This window comes from Prauserella oleivorans (assembly GCF_042685745.1).
In the GTDB taxonomy this organism is placed as follows: domain Bacteria; phylum Actinomycetota; class Actinomycetes; order Mycobacteriales; family Pseudonocardiaceae; genus Prauserella_A; species Prauserella_A oleivorans.
In genome coordinates this window covers 4,128,138-4,145,732 of the sequence record NZ_JBHUNT010000001.1, presented here as the reverse complement: position 1 = coordinate 4,145,732, position 17,595 = coordinate 4,128,138, and the positions used below count along the sequence as shown (strand labels likewise).

Here is a 17,595-nt window from a genome sequence, read left to right as displayed (position 1 = left end):
CATGCCGAAGAAGTAGGTGCCACGAAGCCCGAGATGTGGAGCTACACCCTGGACAAGAAGCTGCGTGGCCCGGATGGCCTGTGCGGCGCGCTACTACCGGCCCGAGCATGTCGAGGGCACGCCCATCACCGACCCGAAGCCTGGCACCGCGACGCCCGGGGGCGGGTTCGCTGTCCTGACCGTGCAGGGTTTGGAGCCCGACCACATGACCGAGACGATCCGGGCCCGTATGCCGACGCCGGAGGAAGTCGACGAGCTCGAGCTACCGTCTGGTGAACCGGTCGTTGTGCTGCATCGGACGACGTTCACGGTCGAGGACGTGCCGGTTGAGTTCGCCCGTGGCGTGCACGCGGCGTCCCGGTTTGCGTGGACGTACAGTTTTCAGATCCCGGACTAGCCCGAGAAGCACGGAGCCATGACGACGCACCACGCCGAACCCTGGTCACCCGACGTCCGTCGCGATGTGGAGACGCTGTGGCGTTTCCACCGGGTGGACGACGAGCTACGACCGGTCGATGTCGCCGTGGGTCTGGGTAGCCACGACGGTGGTGTGGCCGTCTACGCCGCGGAGCTGTACCGGCGCGGCCTGTTCCCGCTGATCGTGTTCACCGGCGCGAACGCGCCCACCACCGTCGAGCGGTTCCCGCGTGGCGAGGCGGTCCACTTCCGGGAGATCGCCCAGGAGTACGGGGTGCCGGCCTCCGCGATCCGCGTCGAGACCCGCGCCACCAACACGGTCGAGAACATCAACTACACGCGTGACTTGCTGGCCGCCGAGGGCGTCTCGCCCCAGAGCGTGCTGCTGATCTCCCGGCCGTACCAGCAGCGGCGGGCACAGGCCATCGCCGCCAAACTGTGGCCCGACGTGGAGATCCTCTGTTCGGGCGCGCAACACGATCTCGATACCTACGTCGCCATCATCGGCGAGCCCGACCGCGTGGCGAACATGCTCGTCGGCGACACCCAGCGTCTCGAACTCCAAGGCAAGTCCGGCGAGATCGACCCGCAGGACATCCCCGGCGAGGTCCGCGCCGCCTACGAACGCCTGATCGCCGCCGGCTACACCAGCCGCCTCATCCCGGCCAGCCAGACCCGCTGAGGCCCTCAGAGGCCGTCGTGCCCGGGCCGACGTTTGGTGAGATGACGGGGAACGTGCAGCCCGGAACATACGAAGTACGACATCGGGCTGGCCGCCACGTCCAGCTCGGTGGTTTGCTCATATTGCGGGGAGGAAAGCCGTCTGCGCGAATCGGTCCGTGTTGTCAATGCCGACGTGGGTCACCGAGTTCGATCGGTTTCAACTGTTCGACGTGAAGTCCGGATACTCCTCGGTTCTCCCGCTGACAGGTTGGTTGAATGTCCCCGCACGTGCACCTTCAAGGTCGCCGCCTACCAACTCGCACCAGGGTTGGTCATGTCCCGGGGCACAGTCCCGGCACCGCCCGTACACGGGCGGAAGATCACCCGGTCGGTGGGTGTCAGGTCCGTGCCGCCGGGACTTACCTCTAGCACGATCCCGGCATCCGTGACCCTGGTCCGAACCCGGGTCAGCGGTAGATCGACTTGAGCTGGCGGTAGCCGGCGAGGCCCTCGGGGCCGAGCTCGCGGCCGATACCCGACTCCTTCACGCCACCGAACGGGGCGGCCGGGTCGGGGATGTACCGGTTGATGCCGATCGTGCCCGTCCGGATCTGCTTGGCCACGGCCATTCCGCGCTCCGGGTCCGAGGTCCACACCGATCCGCCGAGTCCCGTGCTGGAATCGTTGGCGATGCGCACGGCTTCCGCGTCGTTCTCGTACGGGGTCAGTGTGAGCACCGGGCCGAAGATCTCCTCCTGGCAGATGGTCGCGCTGTTGTCGATCTCGGTGAAGACCGTCGGCTGCACGAACCAGCCGGGCCGGTCGGGTCGCCCGCCACCGGTGGTGATCCGGCCGCCCTCGGCAACGCCCTTCGCGATGTAACCCTCCACCCGCTCGCGGTGGTGCTCGGTCGCCAGCGGCCCGATCTGGGTGGCGGGGTCGAGCGAGTCCCCGACGGTCATCGACTCGGCGAACGCGGTGATCAGGTCCGCGACCTCGGAGTAGCGCGACCGTGGGACGAGCACGCGGGTGCCGAGGAAGCAGGTCTGCCCGTTGTTGGCCAGGGTGGCGACGAACAGGTCGTTTCCGATCTTCGCCAGGTCGAGCTCGGCGTCGTCCAGCACGATGGTGGCGGACTTGCCGCCCAGCTCGAGGGTGACCGGTCGCAACAGCCGCCCGCAGGTCTCCCCGATCCGACGCCCCGCCGCGGTGGAACCAGTGAAGGCGACCTTGTCGATCCCGGGGTGCTCCACCAGGTACGCGCCGAGCCCACGACCGCCAGGCACGATGTTGAGCACGCCGGGAGGCAGCCCGGCGTCGATCGCGGCCTCAGCCAGCAGGACGGAGTCGAGCACGGTCTCCGGGGACGGCTTCATCACCACGGTGCAGCCGGCCGCGAGCGCGGGAGCGTACTTGAACGAAGCCAGGGTCTGCGGGAAGTTCCACGGCACGATCGCCGCGACGACACCGATGGGTTCGCGTTCGACGCTGATTCGCCCGCCCCAGGCGCCGTCACGGACGTCGTCGGTCTCGGACTCGATGAGACTCGCGTACATCCGCAGCAGTGTGGTCGGGTAGTTCGTCTCCAGCTGGCTCGCCACCGCGATGGGCATTCCGTTCTGGGACGCGACGGTCTGGTGCATGTCGTCGGCCCGCTTCTCGATCGCATCGGCGAAGGTACGCAGGATCCGCGCACGCTCGGCCACCGGTGTGGCCGCCCACTCCGGAAGTGCCCTGCGGGCAGAGGCCACGGCGGCATCGGCATCGGCTTCGGCTGCCTCGGGCACCGAGCCGATGCCCTCAGCGCTGTTGGGCGAGATGACCTCGATCCGTGCCGACGAACTGGGCACAACCCAGTCGCCGTCGATATAGAGCCGGTCGTGGTTCGTCGAGGACATGATTCGAGCTCCTTCATTGGGTCGATCGGGCCGGCGGCCACTACGGCGACCCTCTCCCACGTCTGCCTTCGCTATCTGTCCAGTTGCTGAACAGTCCGATCGGGTGACGAGCGGAACGTCAGCCGGCCACGTCCGAGCCGAGGCGAAGCGCGGCCACGTCGATGCGGTGCATCCGAATGTGCTTGTAGAGCGTCGTGCGGCTGATCCCGAGCTTTGCCGCGGCATGCACCTTGTTGCCGTCACACTCGCGGAGTGCCTCGATGATCGCGTCGCGCTCGGCCTGTTCCATGGCGCCCGGTGTCGCGCGTCGCAGCACTCGGTAGCCCGGCGGGAGATCGGCCTCGGTGAGGTCTCCAGTGCTACGTAGGTCCGCGAGGTGTTCGATGACCGAGATCAGCTCTCGCAAGTTTCCCGGCCAGTCCTGGGAAGCGAGGACACGCAGAGCGTTCGGCGTGAGCCGGAGGCCGGCGTTGCGTTCACGCAGCAGCGCCGTGGCGAGGCCGGGAATCCGGTCCCGGCGCGAGCGCAGGGTGGGCAGTTCGAGACGAACGGGGCACCGGGCGACGAGCATCGCGACGTGCCCCTTGAGCGCGGTGGCCGTCGTGGTGAGCACGAGCCGAAGGTCGTCTCTGGCCACCCGGCGCTCCACCAGAGCGGCGACCTCTTCGGACAGCAGATCGGCGTCGGTGATGAGCACGGTCCGCGTGCCGGGTGGGATGTCACCGACGGTGTTCGGCGACACCGACGGCCCGTCGAGCTCGATGGTCGAGCCATGGCCGCCACGCTCGAGCGGCCCCTCCGTGGTGAGCCTGCGCGCGACGGTCCGCCGGCCGGTGCCGGGTTCGCCGTGCACGAGCACGGAGCTGCCCGCTGCGCGGTAGCGGGCGAGGTCGCGTTCCAGCGGGGCGTGCCAGTCCGGGCTCGCGTCGACGCGGCGTCGCCTCCGGACCGGAGCGGTGCGACGTCCGTGCATGAGTCGCACGAGCACCCCGCCGTCCAGGACTGTCGCCTCCAGCTCCAGCTGCACCCCCGAGTTCAGTTCGAACGCACACCGCCAGGTCCGGCGGCGCATCCGTTCCATGTCCAGCGCCACCGACTGCAGGGCGGCGTGATCGGCGGGCTCGAGCAGCTCCGCCGCCGCATCGTTGGTGAGGACGAGATCCGCGGCGAGCCCGACGAGCGCGTCGGAGGTCGCAAGCGCCGCGGCGTCGAATGCGGCCAGCATCCTGCGGTGGGCCCGCCGGGTGTCCCCGAGCAGCCGGGCTTCGATGTCGCGCACGCCTCGGAGCAGGAACGGCCGCAGCAGCTCGGAGGCATCCTCTTCGAGGCAGGTGATGTCGAGGACCCCGGCGTTGCGCCGAGTGGCCGGATCGGTGATCGGCAAGCCGTAGCAGGCGAACCGGCGGAAGCTCTCCAGGTAATGCTCCGACCCGTGCACACTCAGGCCGCGGCGCAGCTCGAGGGCGGTCGCGATCGAGTTGGTCCCGGTCGCCGCCTCGGTGAACCGCCCTCCCACCACCGCGCCGACTTCGTCGAGCGCGGAGCGCATGGCGTCGCGGCCGTAGCGGATGTCGACCAGCAGGGCGTTCTGATCGGCGAGGATGAGGGTGTAGCGGGAGCCGTCGAGCGCGGCCGCGAGCTCGTCGAGCACCGGAGCCGCGGCCCGGCGCAGCCTGCTGGCCTCGTCGAAGGGCTCCGTCTTGTCCGGGTCGAGCCGTGAATCAGGAGCCAGTCCCGCCTCCTGGGTCCGGCGCCAGGAGGCGAGGATCTCCGGACGCGTCGGCAGCTCGTCGACCACGTTGTCGAATCCCTTTCCCCTCTTCTTCCTCCGCTCCGTTCCGCGGGGACGAATCAGGTGGCCGGGTGCCGCCGGTGCCGGCCCGCCTCAGCGATCAACCAGCGGGCTTGCCACCGCGAGAGGTCTCCGCGACGGCGACGAGGCAGCGCAGGTGGGTCAGTTCCAGAGCGACCTCCTTGCTGACCTTGCCGCCAGTCTGCTCACGGTAAGGACAACAGTGATTGAAGACAAAGACTTTGTTGCGATTGATTGATAGTGATCATCGATCAAATGTGGACGCGCGACAGGCGTTCAAGTATGACGCGACGCCGACGCAAGGATTGCCGGCACCTCGACGACACCCGGGACTACCGGGACACCGACATCGTGGCGTACAACAAAACTTCAGGGTGCGACTTCGTTCACGGGCCGTGCGACCATGCGCTCGCTCACAACCGCATGGCGCTCCGCCACCTCGTCCTTGCGCCCGCGACCTGGACCGGGCGTTCGGGATTGTGGCGACGAGCGGTTACGACGGTCCGGTCGACATCGAATGGGAAGGATCACGGGCAACCCGTGGATCCACACCGCGGAGATGGTCGCCGCGGTCCGGCAGCGCTTGAGCGGCTGCTCGAAGCCGATGTGGACGTTGCCGAGCGGGTTCGTGCGGTGATCGTCCACTTCTACCAGTCCGCTGTGGAGGCCTCGCTGCTCGGTCGCCTGCTGGCCGACGAGTTCGGCCGTGAGTCGGAGCGGCTGGATTACCTGTACGAGAAGTACGTGGAGCCGACGCTGGCGCCGCTCATTGCGGCCGTCGAACGGCTCATGGCAGCGGGCCGTATGCCCACCGTGCCCATGGATGTGCTCTCCTTCGTCGTGATCAGCCCTGTCGCCGGACTCGTGCAAGTGCCGCTCGCGCAGCGACTCGGCCGGCCGCAGCCGGTCACCCGGGAAAGCCAGGAGCGCACCGCGCGCCAACTTGCCGAGCTCATCGTGGACGGATTGCTCGGCGACCACCCGCGCTGACGCCGGCCGTCTGGCCGGGCTCGAGCACGTCGGCTCCGTTGATCACGAAGTTCGTCGCGCCGCCTGGCGGACACCGAGGATCGCGGTCACGTTCTCGATCATGTGAGCGGCCTGTCCACGGCCAAGGCCAAGGCCGTTGGCGGCGTCGAAGGCGGCGATCGACTCGGGGTCGACACCGGCGGCCTCGGTGACCTCCCACAGGAGCTGGCTTTCCACAGCGAGGCGCTGTACGGACAGCAGGCCTTCACCTCACCCGACGCCCACGAAGGACTGAGGGCATTCGCGGAAACGCCGTCCGGCGGACTTCCCCTCGCGCTACACCACGAAGCCGTCGCAGTGACCGAGTCGGTCGTAGCGGGTCGAAGCGACGGTCCCGAGACGACCCTGCTCACGAGCGCGACTCCCAGCTCTTGCCGGTAGTCACCACCCCAACCTCGTCTGGACAACTGCCACGTGGCGCATCTGCGGCTCCGGATGAGCGTCCGTGCTGGCGAGCCCGAGAGTTGGCCGGTCTCAGAGCGGCATCGGGCTGACGTGGTAGGTCAGGCCGGCGATGAGGCCACCGATGAACGGTCCTGCCACGGGGATCCACGCGTATGCCCAGTCCGATCCGGTCTTGCGGCCGAGCCGCAGGATGGTGTGGACGATGCGCGGGCCGAGGTCGCGTGCCGGGTTGAGGGCGTAACCGGTCGGGCCGCCGAGGGACGCTCCGATGCCGACGACCAGAAGGGCGACGGCGAGCGGGCCGAGCCCAGACGGTGTCCCGCCGAGGAGCAGAACCACGTAGACCAGGACGAAGGTGGCGATCGTTTCGGTGACGACATTCCACGCGGGCTTCCGGATCGCCGGCCCGGTGACGAACACGCCCAGTACGGCGTCGCTGTCGGTCTCGACGTCGAAGTGCTTCTTGTAGCACAGGTAGACGAGGACGGCGCCGGCCATCGCGCCGGTGAGCTGGCCTGCCGCGTAGACGGCGGCGTGTGATAGATCCCCGGCGACGCCAGGTGCGAAGTCCTGCCCAGCGATCCACAGGCCGAGCGTGACGGCTGGGTTGAGGTGGGCTCCGGAACGGGCGGCGGTGTAGACCCCCGCGAACACGGCGAGGCCCCAGCCGAAACTGATCAGCAGCCAGCCACCGCCATATCCCTTCGACCCGGTAAGGGCGACGTTGGCGACAACCCCACAGCCGAGCAGCACAAGCAGAGCTGTGCCGATCAGCTCGGAAACGAAGATGCTCCCCATCGAGTTCTCCTGAAGTGGTTCGTGCCCGTTTCCGGGCAGGGTGCAGACCCGCAGGGCGGAACCGCCGCCGAGCGGTGGAGGGGCTGGATCAGCGCCGGATCACCAGATGGTGTAGCCGCCGTCGACCACGAGGTCGGTGCCGGTGCAGAAGCTGGCCGCGTCGGAGGCCAGGAAGACCACTGCGGGCGCGATCTCGGCCGGTGTAGCGACCCGCTTCATCGGGGTGCCCGCGAGCCATGCGCGGCGCCACTCCTCGTTGTCCATCCCGCGCTGGGTCAGTTCGGTGCCGACGTAGCCGGGGGACACTGAGTTGACCCGGACGCCGCGGCCGGCCCACTCTCCCGCCAGCGACTTCGTGAGGTGGATGACCCCCGCCTTCGCCGCGTTGTAGGCGGCCTGCGGCTGCGGGAAGTTGCTGATGTGCCCGCTCATGCTGCCGGTGTTGACGATGCTCCCGCCGCCCTGGGCGAGCATCCGCGAACCTGCGGCGCGGCAGCAGTGGAACACTCCGTCGAGGTTGACGGCGAGCACTTTGCGCCAGTCGTGATCGGTGAGCGACTCGCTGGGATGGTTGTGCACGATGCCGGCGTTGTTCACGGCGATGTCGATCCGGCCGGCGGTGGCGACCACGTGGTCGAACGCGGCCTCGACGGCGGCGGAGTCGGTGACGTCCGCGGCGATGAAGTCGACGCCGAGCCGTTCTGCGGTGGCCTTGCCGACATCGGGGTTGATGTCGCAGATGAACACCCGGGCGCCGGAGTCGCGCAGGGCGGCGACGATGGCTTCGCCGATGCCCTGGGCACCACCGGTCACGATGGCCGTGCGGCCGGCCAGGGAAAACACGGGCAGGGTCGGGGTCGTGCCGGTCATCGGTCACCTCGCGGGGTTGTGGTCGGGCGTGCGGTAGGTGCGCTGCCGCAGTCACGGACGTCGTAGGTGCCGTCGGCGCGTCCGACGACCATCTCGTCCGCGATGCCGGTGAACAGGCCGTTTTCGACCACGCCGGGGATCCAGTTGAGCTGGGCGTCGATCGCCAGCGGATCGGCGATGGACTTCAGATGGGCGTCGATGAGGTAGTTGCCGCTGTCGGTGACGACTGGCGCGCCGTCACGGGTGCGCAGCATCAGGTCGGCGGCGGGATGGCCGAGTTTGTCCAGCAACCGGGCGATCGAGCGTTTCGTGGATTCCCACTCATAGGGGATGACCTCGATCGGCAGCGGGAATGCGCCCAGCGTGGGGACGAGCTTGCTGTCGTCCACCACCGCGACCATCCGCTCCGACGCGTCGGCCACGATGCGTTCCCACAGCAGGCAGGCGCCGCCACCCTTGATCATGGCGCCGTTGTGGTCGATCTCGTCGGCACCGTCGATCGTGAGGTCCAGCCGGACTGCCTCGGCGAGGGTGGTCAGCGGCACTCCGCCCTCGATGGCGAGGTCCCGGGTGGCGGTGGAGGTCGGCACCCCGACGACGTCGAGGCCGTCGGCCACCGCCTTGCCGAGCGCGCGGACGAACCAGTGCGAGGTCGTCCCCGAACCCAGGCCCAGCTTCATTCCATCCTGGACGTAGGTTTCGATGGCGCCGACTCCGGCCGCCCACTTGGCCCGGTCCTGCTCACTGCTCGGTTGCATGGAACTCCTTGTCCGTTAAGCCCTCGGCCAGTGCGCCGAAGGTGTCGATGGTGGTAACGCTGGAGAGCGGGCGTCCCCAGGACACGTGCCGATAGGGCACCCCGGCTCGCTGTGCGGTGAGCGCGTCGATGCCGGTGTCGCCGACGTAGAGCGCGTCGGCGGGGGAGACCTCCAGCGCGGTGAGCGCGGCCTGGAGATGCCCTGGGTCGGGCTTGCCCGCGGGTACCGCGTCGATCCCGACGACCACGTCGACCAGCGGGGCGAGCCCGGTGGCGGCGAGGACGTCGTGGGACAGGCCGGTGCGTTTGTTGGTGCAGACCCCGATTCGGATTCCCTTGTCCCGCAACGATTGGAGAGCTTCGCGGGCGTCGGCGTGCACGGTGGTCGCCGCTGCCGGTTCCGCCCGGTAGGCCCTGGAGTACGCGTCCAGAACCGGCCCGGCGAGTGCGGGATCACCGCCGACCGCGTCCAGGGCACCGCGGACGAGCTCCTCGGCACCGCCGCCCAGCAGAGCCCGAACCCGGTCGGTGTCGATCCCGGGCAGACCGTGGGCGGTCAGTGCGCAGGTGAGTGCCCGGGCGATGTCCGGGGCGCTGTCGACCAGCGTGCCGTCCAGGTCGAGCACCACTGCCCGCGTCACGCCGGCACCGTTTCGGTGAACAGCGGGCGCAGGCCCTCGTACAGCCGCCGGTGGCGCTGGAAGATGTGGTCGTAGACCGCGACGGCGGCGGGGTCGGGGGTGAAGGTCTGCTCCACGGCCAGCATCCCGACGGCCTGGCTGAGATCCCGCCACCAGCCGATTCCCACTCCGGCGGCCAGCGCGGCACCGTAGGCGCCGCCTTCGGTGACCCCGGTGACGGTGACGGTTTCCCTGTTGAGGATGTCGGCGAGGATCTGCAGCCACAGCGGTTCCTTGGTCGCGCCGCCCGAGGCCACCACCCGGTCGCACGGTAGCCCCGCCTGTCGGTAGACCTCGAGGATCTCCCGCATGTTCAGCACGACGCCTTCCATCACGCTGCGCGCGATGTGGCCCAGGTGGTGCATCGGGGTGAGTCCCACCCAGCTCGCCGACGCCTCGGGGGCGACGTGCGGCGAACGTTCGCCGAGCAGGTACGGCAGGAACAACAGGCCTTCGGAGCCGGGGCCGATCTCGCGGGCGAGCTTGGACAGCCGTTCCAGGGTGACCGGGTCGGCGGTGGTGGCGGGGGCCAGCGCGTCGCGCAGCCACTGGAAGGCCCCGCCCGCGCTGAGCGAAACCCCCATCACGTGCCAGCGGCCCGGCTCGTTGCCGCAGGAGACCTGCACCCGTCCACCGGGGTTGTCCGGACACCGGGACGCCCCGCCGGCCACGATGCCGGCGGTGCCGATCGTGAACCCGACCGGCCCGGTGTCGAGCAGGCCCATCGCGGTGGTCTGGATGACCGCGTCACCACCGCCCCCGAACACCGGCGTACCTTCGGGAAGGTTCCATCGGGCGGCGAGTGCGGGCAGCACGGCGCCGGTGGCCTCGACCGACTCGACGACGTCGGGCAGCAGTGCGCGGTCGATGCCGAGGAGCCCGAGCAGTTCGTCGGACCAGCGGCGGTGGGCGACGTCGAACAGGCCGGTGCCCGAGGCGTCGGAGACGTCGGTGGCGTACTCACCGGTCAGCCGGAGCCGCAGGTAGTCCTTGGGGTTGAGGATGCGGCGAGTCCGGGCGAACAGGTCCGGCTCGTGGTCGCGGAACCACACGATCTTGCAGCCGGTGAAGCCGGGCAGCATCCGGTTGCGGGTCATGCGCAGCAGCTCGTCCAGGCCGCCGGCTCGTTCGGTGATCCACTCGCACTCCCGTGCGGCGCGCTGGTCGTTCCACAGGATCGCTCGTCGCAACGGTTCACCCGCGCCGTCCAAGGCCGTCAGCCCGTGCATCTGCCCGCACAGGCCGATCCCCGTCACCTCTCGGCCGCGATCGGGCAAGCTCGCGGTGAGGGCGGCGAGCGCCTCGTCGGTGGCCGCCCACCAATCGGCGGGGTCCTGCTCCGCCCAGCCGGGATGGGTGGTGTGCACGGGGTAGTCGCGTAGCGCTTTGGCGACCACCTCACCGGACCGTGACACCGCGATGACCTTGCACGCCGAGGTACCCAGGTCGATGCCGATCAGCATGTTCGTGTTGTCCTTTCTCGCGCGTCATTGCGCTTTCCGCGCGTCATCGCGCGCCGTGGCGAAGTCTCACGTGCTTGAGCTGGAGGTAGGACTCGAGGCCTTCGGGGCCGTGCTCGGACCCGAACCCGCTCTCGCGGCGGCCCCCGTAGGGCGCGTTGATGATCCCGGCGTCCACGTTGTTGATGGCGACGTTGCCGAAGTCCAGGTCGCCCGCGAGCGTGAAGGTTTCGCGGGTGTCGGTGGTGTAGGCGTACGCGGCGAGGCCGCCGGGCACGCGGTTGGCCCGGTCGATCGCGTCGGCCAGGTCGGTGAAGCGGGCGACACCGACGGCGGGACCGAACGTTTCCTCGGTCATGACAAGCGCGTCGTCGGGCGCGTCGGCGATCACGGTGGGGCGCAGGAACAAACCGGGGCCGTCCAGCGGTCCGCCGCCTGCCACGATCCGTGCGCCACGCTTCTCCGCGTCCGCGATGTGGTCGAGTGTGCGCCGGTAGGTCTCGTCCATCGTCAGCGAGCCGACGTCGGCGGACGGGTTGGCCAGCCCGTCGGCGACGGTGAGCGCGTCCGCCGCGGCCGCGAGCCCGTCGACGAAGTCGTCGTAGACCGAGTCGTGCACGTAGATTCGGTTGATCGCGATGCAGATCTGGCCGGCGTTGCGGAATGCGCGGCGAGTGGCCCCACGCACCGCCTCGGGCACGTCTGCCGTGCCGGTGACGATCATCGGGCAGCTTCCGCCGAGTTCAAGCGACAGCCCGGTGATTCCGGTGACCGCACGGTACAGCGCCTGCCCGGTCGCCATCGAGCCGGTGAAGGCCACTTTCGCGATCTGGGGGTGTGCGACCAGCGCCTGCCCGGTGGAGCCGTCCCCGAACACGACGTTGACCACGCCCGGGGGCAGTGTCCCGGCGAGGCACTCGGACAGGACTTGCGCGCATCCCGGGGTGTACTCGGACGGCTTGAGCACGATCGTGCACCCGGCCGCGACGGCACCGGCGAGCTTCCAGCCGATGAGCTCGATGGGGTAGTTCCACGGCACGATCCCGGCGACGACGCCGATGGGTTCCTTCTCCACGATGCTGGTGAAACCGGGAGCGTCGTTCGGGATCGTGCGGCCGTAGACGCGGGTGGCCTCTTCGGCGTAGTAGTGCAGCGCGGTGATGAACTTGCGGACTTCGCCCCGGGCCTCGTCCAGAGGCTTGCCCTGCTCGCGAGTGATCGCTGTGGCGAGGTCGTCCACCCGGCCGGCGCAGGTTTCCGCGAGCCGGTGCAGGCACGCGGCGCGTTCGGCCGGCACGGCGCGGCGCCAGCCGCGGAAGGCGTCGGCAGCGGCGCGGACGGCCGCGTCGACCTCCGTGGCGGTGGAGCGTGGGGCTACCGCGACGACTCTGCCGGTGGCGGGATTGGCCCGTTCGATTCCCGGTCCCGCGGTGTCCTGCCAGGTTCCCGCGACGAAGTTCCGGCAGACGAGCACGGAGTGGTCAGCGTCGACGGAGTCATCGGGCTGCATTGCGTCAACTCCCTGGTGCACGCGGACTGTCCGCGGCAGCGGTGCGATCTTTGTATGATGATCGGACCTTAGAACGGGCGGCTTCGTCGCGCAAGAGGGTTAATGACGCCGGCTCAGCTGTGGGTCGTGATCGCCCGGTTCTCCGCCAGCAGGCGGTCGCTGTGCCGCATGACACGGCGGAGGTGGTTCTCGGTGGCGAAGCGCGCACGCGATGGGTCGCCGGCGGCGATGGCCTCGGCGATCTGTACGTGCTCTTCCAGTGTGTTGGCTGCCTCGGACGGATATCCGGGCCCGGTGCGATAGGTGTCGCGCAGGAAGCCGTTGAGCGGGCGGATCACCAGGGAGAAGAACGGGTTGCCGCTCGCCGTCGCCACGATTTCGTGGAACCGCAGGTCGGCGTCCAGGAATTCGTCGCGGGCCTCGGGGCGGTCGAGCGCGTCGGCCAGCCGCCGGTTGGCTTCGTCGAGGTCGGTGAGGTGCTGGTCGGTGCGTCGAGCAGCGGCCAATTGTGCCATCTCGACCTCCAGTACCAGGCGCAGTTCGAGGAGTTGGGCGAACGAGCCCTCGCTGCGCCGCATCAGTAGGCCGTACTGCTCGGCGATCAGCCGTCCGTCCAGCTCCGCGACCGTCATGCCGCGACCGGGCTTCACGGTGACCAGCCCGCGCTGGATCAGCAGCCGTGCCGTTTCCCGCACCACGGTGCGCGAGACGTCGAAGCGACGGGCGAGGTCGGCTTCCGTCGGAAGGCGCTCGCCGGGTGCCAATCGCACGATCTCGTCCTGCAGCTTGTCCGCGAGCGTTTCCGAGAGGCGCTTGTGGAGTGCTTCGGCCATTCGCAGATCGTACGACAAACCCGCCCGCGTGGTTCCTGCTGTGCGTCTTGAAGGCGGACGGCCGGTCTCATTGACGCCCGTATTTGTACGATGATAGGACAGACGGGCGCCCGGGTGGGCGCGCGACGAGGAGGGCTGTCAATCCATGAACTTGCACGCCTACGCCGGGGCCGTGCTCCCCGCCGATGCCGAGCGGGCCACCCTCGTGGCCCGTGTGTTCGATCCCGCGGTCGGGGGACCGTGTGTGGCGGCGGTCCGGGGCGACCGTGCCGTGGACCTGACCCACGTCGTCCCGACGGTGTCCGAACTGCTGGACCTGCCCGACGCGGTGTCGATCGTCCGCGGGCACGAGGGTCGTGGTCAGTGGGAGGTGTCCGCGCTGATCGAGGCCACGTTGCGGCGCGACCGAACCGTTCCCCACCTGCTCGCGCCGGTCGACCTGCAGGTCCTCAAAGCGGCGGGCGTGACGTTCGTCCGCAGCATGCTCGAGCGCGTGATCGAAGAGCGTGCGAAGGGGGACCCCGCCCGGGCCGAGGAGATCAGGTCCCGGATCGCCGAGGTCGTCCGCGGCCGGATCGCCCAGCTGCGTCCCGGATCGCCGGAGGCGGCCCGCGTCAAGGAGGTACTGGTCGAGGAGGGCTTGTGGTCCCAGTACCTCGAGGTCGGCATCGGTCCCGACCCGGAGATCTTCACCAAGGCGCCCGTCCTGTCCGCTGTCGGCACCGGCGCCGAGATCGGCGTGCTGGCCCGCTCCACCTGGAACAATCCCGAGCCCGAGCTCGTCCTCGCGGTCAGTTCGGCAGGCACCCCGATCGCCGCCACCCTGGGCAACGACGTGAACCTCCGCGACTTCGAGGGGCGCAGCGCGCTCCTGCTCACCGAGGCGAAGGACAACAACGCCTCGTGTGCGATCGGCCCGTTCCTGCGGCTGTTCGACGACAACTTCACCTTGGACGACGCGCGAGCCACCGAGGTCGCGCTGGACATCACCGGTGACGACGGGTTCACGCTGCACGGCGTGAACCCGGTGAGCGAGATCAGCCGGGACCTCACCGACCTGGTCCGGCACGCGCACGGGGACCACCACAGCTACCCCGACGGGTTCGTTCTGTTCACCGGCACGATGTTCGCGCCGACCGAGGACCGTGGCGAACCGGGGCAGGGCTTCACCCACCGGCCGGGCGACGTCGTCGCGATCAGCTCGCCGGCCCTGGGCACCCTGGTCAACGTCGTCACCACCGCGGAGGCGGCCGAGGACTGGACCTTCGGCATCAGGGCGCTGATGGCGAACCTCGCCGAGCGCGGTCTGCTGCGCACCACGGTGGAGGTGGGTTCATGACCCGGGTGGTCGTCACCGATCACGCTTTCGGTGGGGTGGAGGAGGAGGCTGCCGTTGCCGAGCGCTTCGGTGCGGAGTTCTCGGTGCATGCCTGCCGCACCGAGGAGCAGACGATCCAGGCGGTGACCGGCGCCGACGTGGCGTTCGTGAACTTCGCCCCGGTGACGGACGCTGTGCTCGCGGCGATGGCGCCAGGCGCGACGGTGATCCGCTACGGCATCGGCTACGACAACGTGGATGTCGCCGCGGCCGAGGCGCGTGGAGTCTCGGTGGCCACGGTCCCGGACTACGGCAGCGACACCGTCGCCGACCACACCGTCGCCCTGTTGCTGACCCTGCTTCGGAAGATCCCGGCTTACGATCGCCGCATCCGCGAGACCGGGTGGTGTGCCCCGCGTGACCTCGGGTCGCTGCCCGGCTTCGCCGACACCACGGTCGGACTGGTCGGTCTGGGCCGGATCGGGCTCGCGGTGCACCGCAGGCTCGCCGCGTTCGGTTTCCGCGTGCTCGCCCACGATCCCTACGCCGAGCCCGCCGACGGGCCCACCCTCACCGATCTGGACACGCTGCTACACGAGTCACACGCCGTCTCGCTGCACGCACCGCTGACCCCGCGGACGCGGCACCTGCTCGATGCCGCGGCGTTCTCCCGGATGCGTGAGGGGGCGGTCGTGGTCAACACGTCACGTGGTGGACTGGTCGACCACGACGCGCTCGCCGGGGCGGTGCGGGCCGGCCGGGTGGCCGCGGCTGCGCTGGACGTCTTCGACCCCGAGCCGCTCGCGGCGGACTCACCGCTGCGAGACCTGCCGCAGATCCTGTTCACCCCGCACGCTGCGTTCTATTCGGACAGTTCGCTGGCTGCGCTGCAACGGCTGGCCGCCGAGGAGGCCGAACGGGCGCTGGCCGGGAAACCGTTGCGCTGTCCCGTCACCGGAGGAGGTAGCCGATGAGCCGCGCCATCGATCCCCGCACCGGAGCCGCGGTCGGACCGGAGATCGCCGACACCACAACAGAGGAGATCCGCGACGCCTGTGCGCGGGCGGCACAGGCCGCGCCGTGGCTGGGCGGCCTCTCCTTCCAGGAGCGAGCCGCGGTGCTCGCGGCTCTCGGCCAGGCTTTGCGGGACCACTCCGACGAGCTGGTGGCACTGGCCGATACCGAGACCGCGCTCGGTCGGCAGCGCCTTACCGGCGAACTGGCCCGCACCGCCGCGCAATTCGACCTGTTCGCGGAAGTGCTCCGGGACGGCGCGTTCTGCGAGGCCACGCTCGACAGTCCCGATCCGGAGGCGGTACCCCCGCACACCGATCTGCGCCGCATGCTCGTCCCGCTGGGGCCGGTGGCGGTGTTCGCCGCATCCAACTTCCCCTTCGCCTTCTCCGTCGCGGGCGGCGACACGGCGAGCGCCCTCGCCGCCGGCTGCCCGGTCGTCGTCAAGGCGCACCCGGGGCACCCGGGGCTGTCGGTGCGCACCGCGGAGATCCTGGCCGCCGCCCTGTCCGCCGCCGGTGCAGCCGAGGGCGTGCTGACCCTGGTGCACGGCGAGGCGGCGGGCCGGGCCCTGGTGGCGGATCCGGCGGTTACGGCTGTCGCGTTCACCGGTTCGCCCGGTGGTGGCCGCGCCCTGTTCGACATCGCCATGTCCCGCCCCGATCCGATCCCGTTCTACGGTGAGCTGGGCAGCATCAACCCGGTGGTGGTGACGGCCGCCGCGGGCGAGGCCAGGCCCGACGACATCGCGGATGGCCTGGCGGGCAGCGCGATGCTCGGCAGCGGGCAGTTCTGTACCAAGCCCGGCTTGGTGTTCGTCCCCGAGGCGGCCGGCCTGCCTGGCCGGGTCGCTGAGCGGGTCGCCGCCGCGAACCTCGCCCCGCTGCTCACGGCGCGGATCGAAGCCGGATTCCGCGAGGGTCTGCAACGCCTGCTGAAGGTGCCGGGAGTGCGCGCCCTGCTGGACGTGCCGGAGCCGACCGGTGCCGGGCACCGGGTAGCCCCGCAAGTGGTGACCGCCGACGCGCGGACGTTCCTGGCCAACGCCGCCGTCCTGACGGAGGAGTGCTTCGGCCCGGTGACGCTTCTCGTCACCTACTCGACCGAGGAGGAACTCGCGGCTGCCCTTGCTCTCATTCCTGGGGCGCTGACGGGCACCCTGCACGCCGAGCCGGACGACCCCGGCGCCGCTTCCGCCGCGGCTGCGCTGGGAGCCAGAGTTGGGCGACTCATCTACAACGGGTGGCCCACGGGCGTGGCGGTGACCTGGTCGCAGCACCACGGTGGCCCGTGGCCCGCGACCACGGCCGTCTTGCACACGTCGGTGGGTGCCACAGCGATCCGGCGGTTCCTGCGTCCGATCACCTACCAGGACATGCCCGAGCCCCTGCTGCCCGCCGCGCTCCGTGATGACAACCCGCTCGGCATCCTGCGGCGCGTCGACGGGGTGCTGACCACGAGCGGCGTCGCGGGGCAGGCGCGATAGTTCCGGCTCGGGAAATCGGGCAGGTTGGCTTGGATCGTCGGTACGTCGTCGCGTGGCCTTCACCGCCGGCGCACCCTCGCCGGTGACCATGCGCTCTCTGCGCTCTCCCTCCCATGCCCGGGCATAAGCGGAGGGCGGCGCGACGACCGCGATCTCTCCGCCGGCCGATCGCGCTCAGGAATCCGCTGGTCACGGCCTGCGGTGTGACGCGGGCGCCGTTGCGGGATTCGAACATACGTTCTAACGTTTGGGGTGTGCCGGCCGATCGGGGGAAGCGGTCGGCCGGCACTCACAGCACGGGAGAACGCCATGACCAACACGCCACCTCGTCCTCGCAGCGTCGTCGACTGGTACACCGACGCCATCGCCGTCCTCGAGCACTGTCGCCAGCGGGTGCAAGCCATCGACGGACCTATCGTCCAGCGTGACCTCACCGAGGCGGTCCGCCTCTCGAAGGAGCTCCTCCGGATCTACGAGACCGACAACCAGTGAGCTCGCCCGTAGCGATCCGGCCACGCCCGGGTGCCGGCCGGGGTGCACCTGGGCCGGCACCGCGATCCGCTGTGGGCCCCGTGGGCGGCCGGGTGCACCCAGCTGTGTGGAGTACTCCATCGGAGTGTCACGATCTACCGCACGGCTGCCGA

Annotated in this window: 17 protein-coding genes; 7 read left to right on the top strand and 10 right to left on the bottom strand. The window is 69.8% G+C overall.

Translation table 11 applies throughout. The features are described 5' to 3' along the window. The first annotated feature begins 73 nt into the window (after positions 1-73). Positions 74-397 (top strand): UTRA domain-containing protein, encoded by a 324-nt coding sequence (locus tag ACFSZT_RS20310; RefSeq protein ID WP_377391610.1) that lies wholly within the window; start codon positions 74-76, stop codon positions 395-397. Positions 398-415: 18 nt separating this feature from the next. Then, a complete protein-coding gene (locus ACFSZT_RS20305; RefSeq protein WP_377391524.1) occupies positions 416-1,099 on the top strand; it encodes a YdcF family protein in 684 nt (227 codons plus the stop codon). Positions 1,100-1,547: 448 nt separating this feature from the next. Here ACFSZT_RS20305 and ACFSZT_RS20300 read toward each other — a convergent pair whose 3' ends face one another. Beyond that, positions 1,548-2,978 carry an aldehyde dehydrogenase gene (locus tag ACFSZT_RS20300; protein ID WP_377391521.1) on the bottom strand — a complete coding sequence of 477 codons (1,431 nt, stop codon included), beginning with the start codon at positions 2,976-2,978 and terminating at the stop codon, positions 1,548-1,550. 118 nt (positions 2,979-3,096) lie between these two features. Next, positions 3,097-4,776: a sigma-54-dependent Fis family transcriptional regulator gene (locus tag ACFSZT_RS20295; RefSeq protein ID WP_377391518.1), complete on the bottom strand. Its 1,680-nt coding sequence runs from the start codon at positions 4,774-4,776 to the stop codon at positions 3,097-3,099. A gap of 255 nt (positions 4,777-5,031) precedes the next feature. Between ACFSZT_RS20295 and ACFSZT_RS20290 the strand changes: the two genes are divergently transcribed. Then, a complete protein-coding gene (locus tag ACFSZT_RS20290) occupies positions 5,032-5,781 on the top strand; it encodes a hypothetical protein (RefSeq protein WP_377391515.1) in 750 nt (249 codons plus the stop codon). A gap of 42 nt (positions 5,782-5,823) precedes the next feature. Here ACFSZT_RS20290 and ACFSZT_RS20285 read toward each other — a convergent pair whose 3' ends face one another. The 8 genes from ACFSZT_RS20285 to ACFSZT_RS20250 form a co-directional block, all read right to left on the bottom strand. Next, positions 5,824-5,997 carry a hypothetical protein gene (locus tag ACFSZT_RS20285; RefSeq protein ID WP_377391512.1) on the bottom strand — a complete coding sequence of 58 codons (174 nt, stop codon included), beginning with the start codon at positions 5,995-5,997 and terminating at the stop codon, positions 5,824-5,826. 297 nt (positions 5,998-6,294) lie between these two features. Beyond that, positions 6,295-7,023, bottom strand: coding sequence for an MIP/aquaporin family protein (locus ACFSZT_RS20280; protein WP_377391509.1), 729 nt, complete (start codon positions 7,021-7,023; stop codon positions 6,295-6,297). 99 nt (positions 7,024-7,122) lie between these two features. Continuing rightward, a complete protein-coding gene (locus ACFSZT_RS20275) occupies positions 7,123-7,893 on the bottom strand; it encodes an SDR family NAD(P)-dependent oxidoreductase (protein ID WP_377391506.1) in 771 nt (256 codons plus the stop codon). Further along, positions 7,890-8,651: a ribose-5-phosphate isomerase RpiA gene (gene rpiA, locus ACFSZT_RS20270; protein ID WP_377391503.1), complete on the bottom strand. Its 762-nt coding sequence runs from the start codon at positions 8,649-8,651 to the stop codon at positions 7,890-7,892. The genes ACFSZT_RS20275 and rpiA overlap by 4 nt, the downstream gene beginning before the upstream one ends. After that, on the bottom strand, positions 8,635-9,291 hold the full coding sequence (locus ACFSZT_RS20265; RefSeq protein WP_377391500.1) for an HAD family hydrolase: 657 nt from the start codon (positions 9,289-9,291) through the stop codon (positions 8,635-8,637). Before ACFSZT_RS20265 ends, rpiA begins: the two co-directional genes overlap by 17 nt. Then, a complete protein-coding gene (xylB, locus tag ACFSZT_RS20260; RefSeq protein WP_377391498.1) occupies positions 9,288-10,793 on the bottom strand; it encodes a xylulokinase in 1,506 nt (501 codons plus the stop codon). Before xylB ends, ACFSZT_RS20265 begins: the two co-directional genes overlap by 4 nt. Positions 10,794-10,836: 43 nt before the next feature. Beyond that, positions 10,837-12,300 carry an aldehyde dehydrogenase family protein gene (locus ACFSZT_RS20255; RefSeq protein ID WP_377391495.1) on the bottom strand — a complete coding sequence of 488 codons (1,464 nt, stop codon included), beginning with the start codon at positions 12,298-12,300 and terminating at the stop codon, positions 10,837-10,839. Positions 12,301-12,413: 113 nt separating this feature from the next. Next, entirely contained in the window at positions 12,414-13,133 is a 720-nt protein-coding gene (locus ACFSZT_RS20250) for a FadR/GntR family transcriptional regulator (protein ID WP_377391492.1), read from the bottom strand. Between the two features lie 145 nt (positions 13,134-13,278). On the opposite strand from ACFSZT_RS20250, the gene ACFSZT_RS20245 reads away from it, so the two are divergent. From ACFSZT_RS20245 to ACFSZT_RS20230, 4 genes are all read left to right on the top strand, one after another. Beyond that, positions 13,279-14,472 carry a fumarylacetoacetate hydrolase family protein gene (locus ACFSZT_RS20245; protein WP_377391489.1) on the top strand — a complete coding sequence of 398 codons (1,194 nt, stop codon included), beginning with the start codon at positions 13,279-13,281 and terminating at the stop codon, positions 14,470-14,472. Next, positions 14,469-15,425 carry a C-terminal binding protein gene (locus ACFSZT_RS20240; protein ID WP_377391486.1) on the top strand — a complete coding sequence of 319 codons (957 nt, stop codon included), beginning with the start codon at positions 14,469-14,471 and terminating at the stop codon, positions 15,423-15,425. Before ACFSZT_RS20245 ends, ACFSZT_RS20240 begins: the two co-directional genes overlap by 4 nt. Continuing rightward, positions 15,422-16,951 carry an aldehyde dehydrogenase (NADP(+)) gene (locus tag ACFSZT_RS20235; protein ID WP_377391483.1) on the top strand — a complete coding sequence of 510 codons (1,530 nt, stop codon included), beginning with the start codon at positions 15,422-15,424 and terminating at the stop codon, positions 16,949-16,951. The genes ACFSZT_RS20240 and ACFSZT_RS20235 overlap by 4 nt, the downstream gene beginning before the upstream one ends. 309 nt (positions 16,952-17,260) lie before the next feature. Beyond that, entirely contained in the window at positions 17,261-17,443 is a 183-nt protein-coding gene (locus ACFSZT_RS20230; RefSeq protein ID WP_377391480.1) for a hypothetical protein, read from the top strand. Positions 17,444-17,595: the final 152 nt, after the last annotated feature.

Bases quoted from the DNA above. Each gene is read 5' to 3' on its own strand.
- xylB (WP_377391498.1), bottom strand. From the start codon at position 10,793: ATGCTGATCGGCATCGACCTGGGTACCTCGGCGTGCAAGGTCATCGCG.
- ACFSZT_RS20280 (WP_377391509.1), bottom strand. From the start codon at position 7,023: ATGGGGAGCATCTTCGTTTCCGAGCTGATCGGCACAGCTCTGCTTGTG.
- ACFSZT_RS20245 (WP_377391489.1), top strand. From the start codon at position 13,279: ATGAACTTGCACGCCTACGCCGGGGCCGTGCTCCCCGCCGATGCCGAG.
- ACFSZT_RS20250 (WP_377391492.1), bottom strand. From the start codon at position 13,133: ATGGCCGAAGCACTCCACAAGCGCCTCTCGGAAACGCTCGCGGACAAG.
- ACFSZT_RS20235 (WP_377391483.1), top strand. From the start codon at position 15,422: ATGAGCCGCGCCATCGATCCCCGCACCGGAGCCGCGGTCGGACCGGAG.
- ACFSZT_RS20255 (WP_377391495.1), bottom strand. From the start codon at position 12,300: ATGCAGCCCGATGACTCCGTCGACGCTGACCACTCCGTGCTCGTCTGC.
- ACFSZT_RS20275 (WP_377391506.1), bottom strand. From the start codon at position 7,893: ATGACCGGCACGACCCCGACCCTGCCCGTGTTTTCCCTGGCCGGCCGC.
- ACFSZT_RS20240 (WP_377391486.1), top strand. From the start codon at position 14,469: ATGACCCGGGTGGTCGTCACCGATCACGCTTTCGGTGGGGTGGAGGAG.
- ACFSZT_RS20305 (WP_377391524.1), top strand. From the start codon at position 416: ATGACGACGCACCACGCCGAACCCTGGTCACCCGACGTCCGTCGCGAT.
- rpiA (WP_377391503.1), bottom strand. From the start codon at position 8,651: ATGCAACCGAGCAGTGAGCAGGACCGGGCCAAGTGGGCGGCCGGAGTC.
- ACFSZT_RS20300 (WP_377391521.1), bottom strand. From the start codon at position 2,978: ATGTCCTCGACGAACCACGACCGGCTCTATATCGACGGCGACTGGGTT.
- ACFSZT_RS20310 (WP_377391610.1), top strand. From the start codon at position 74: ATGGCCTGTGCGGCGCGCTACTACCGGCCCGAGCATGTCGAGGGCACG.
- ACFSZT_RS20230 (WP_377391480.1), top strand. From the start codon at position 17,261: ATGACCAACACGCCACCTCGTCCTCGCAGCGTCGTCGACTGGTACACC.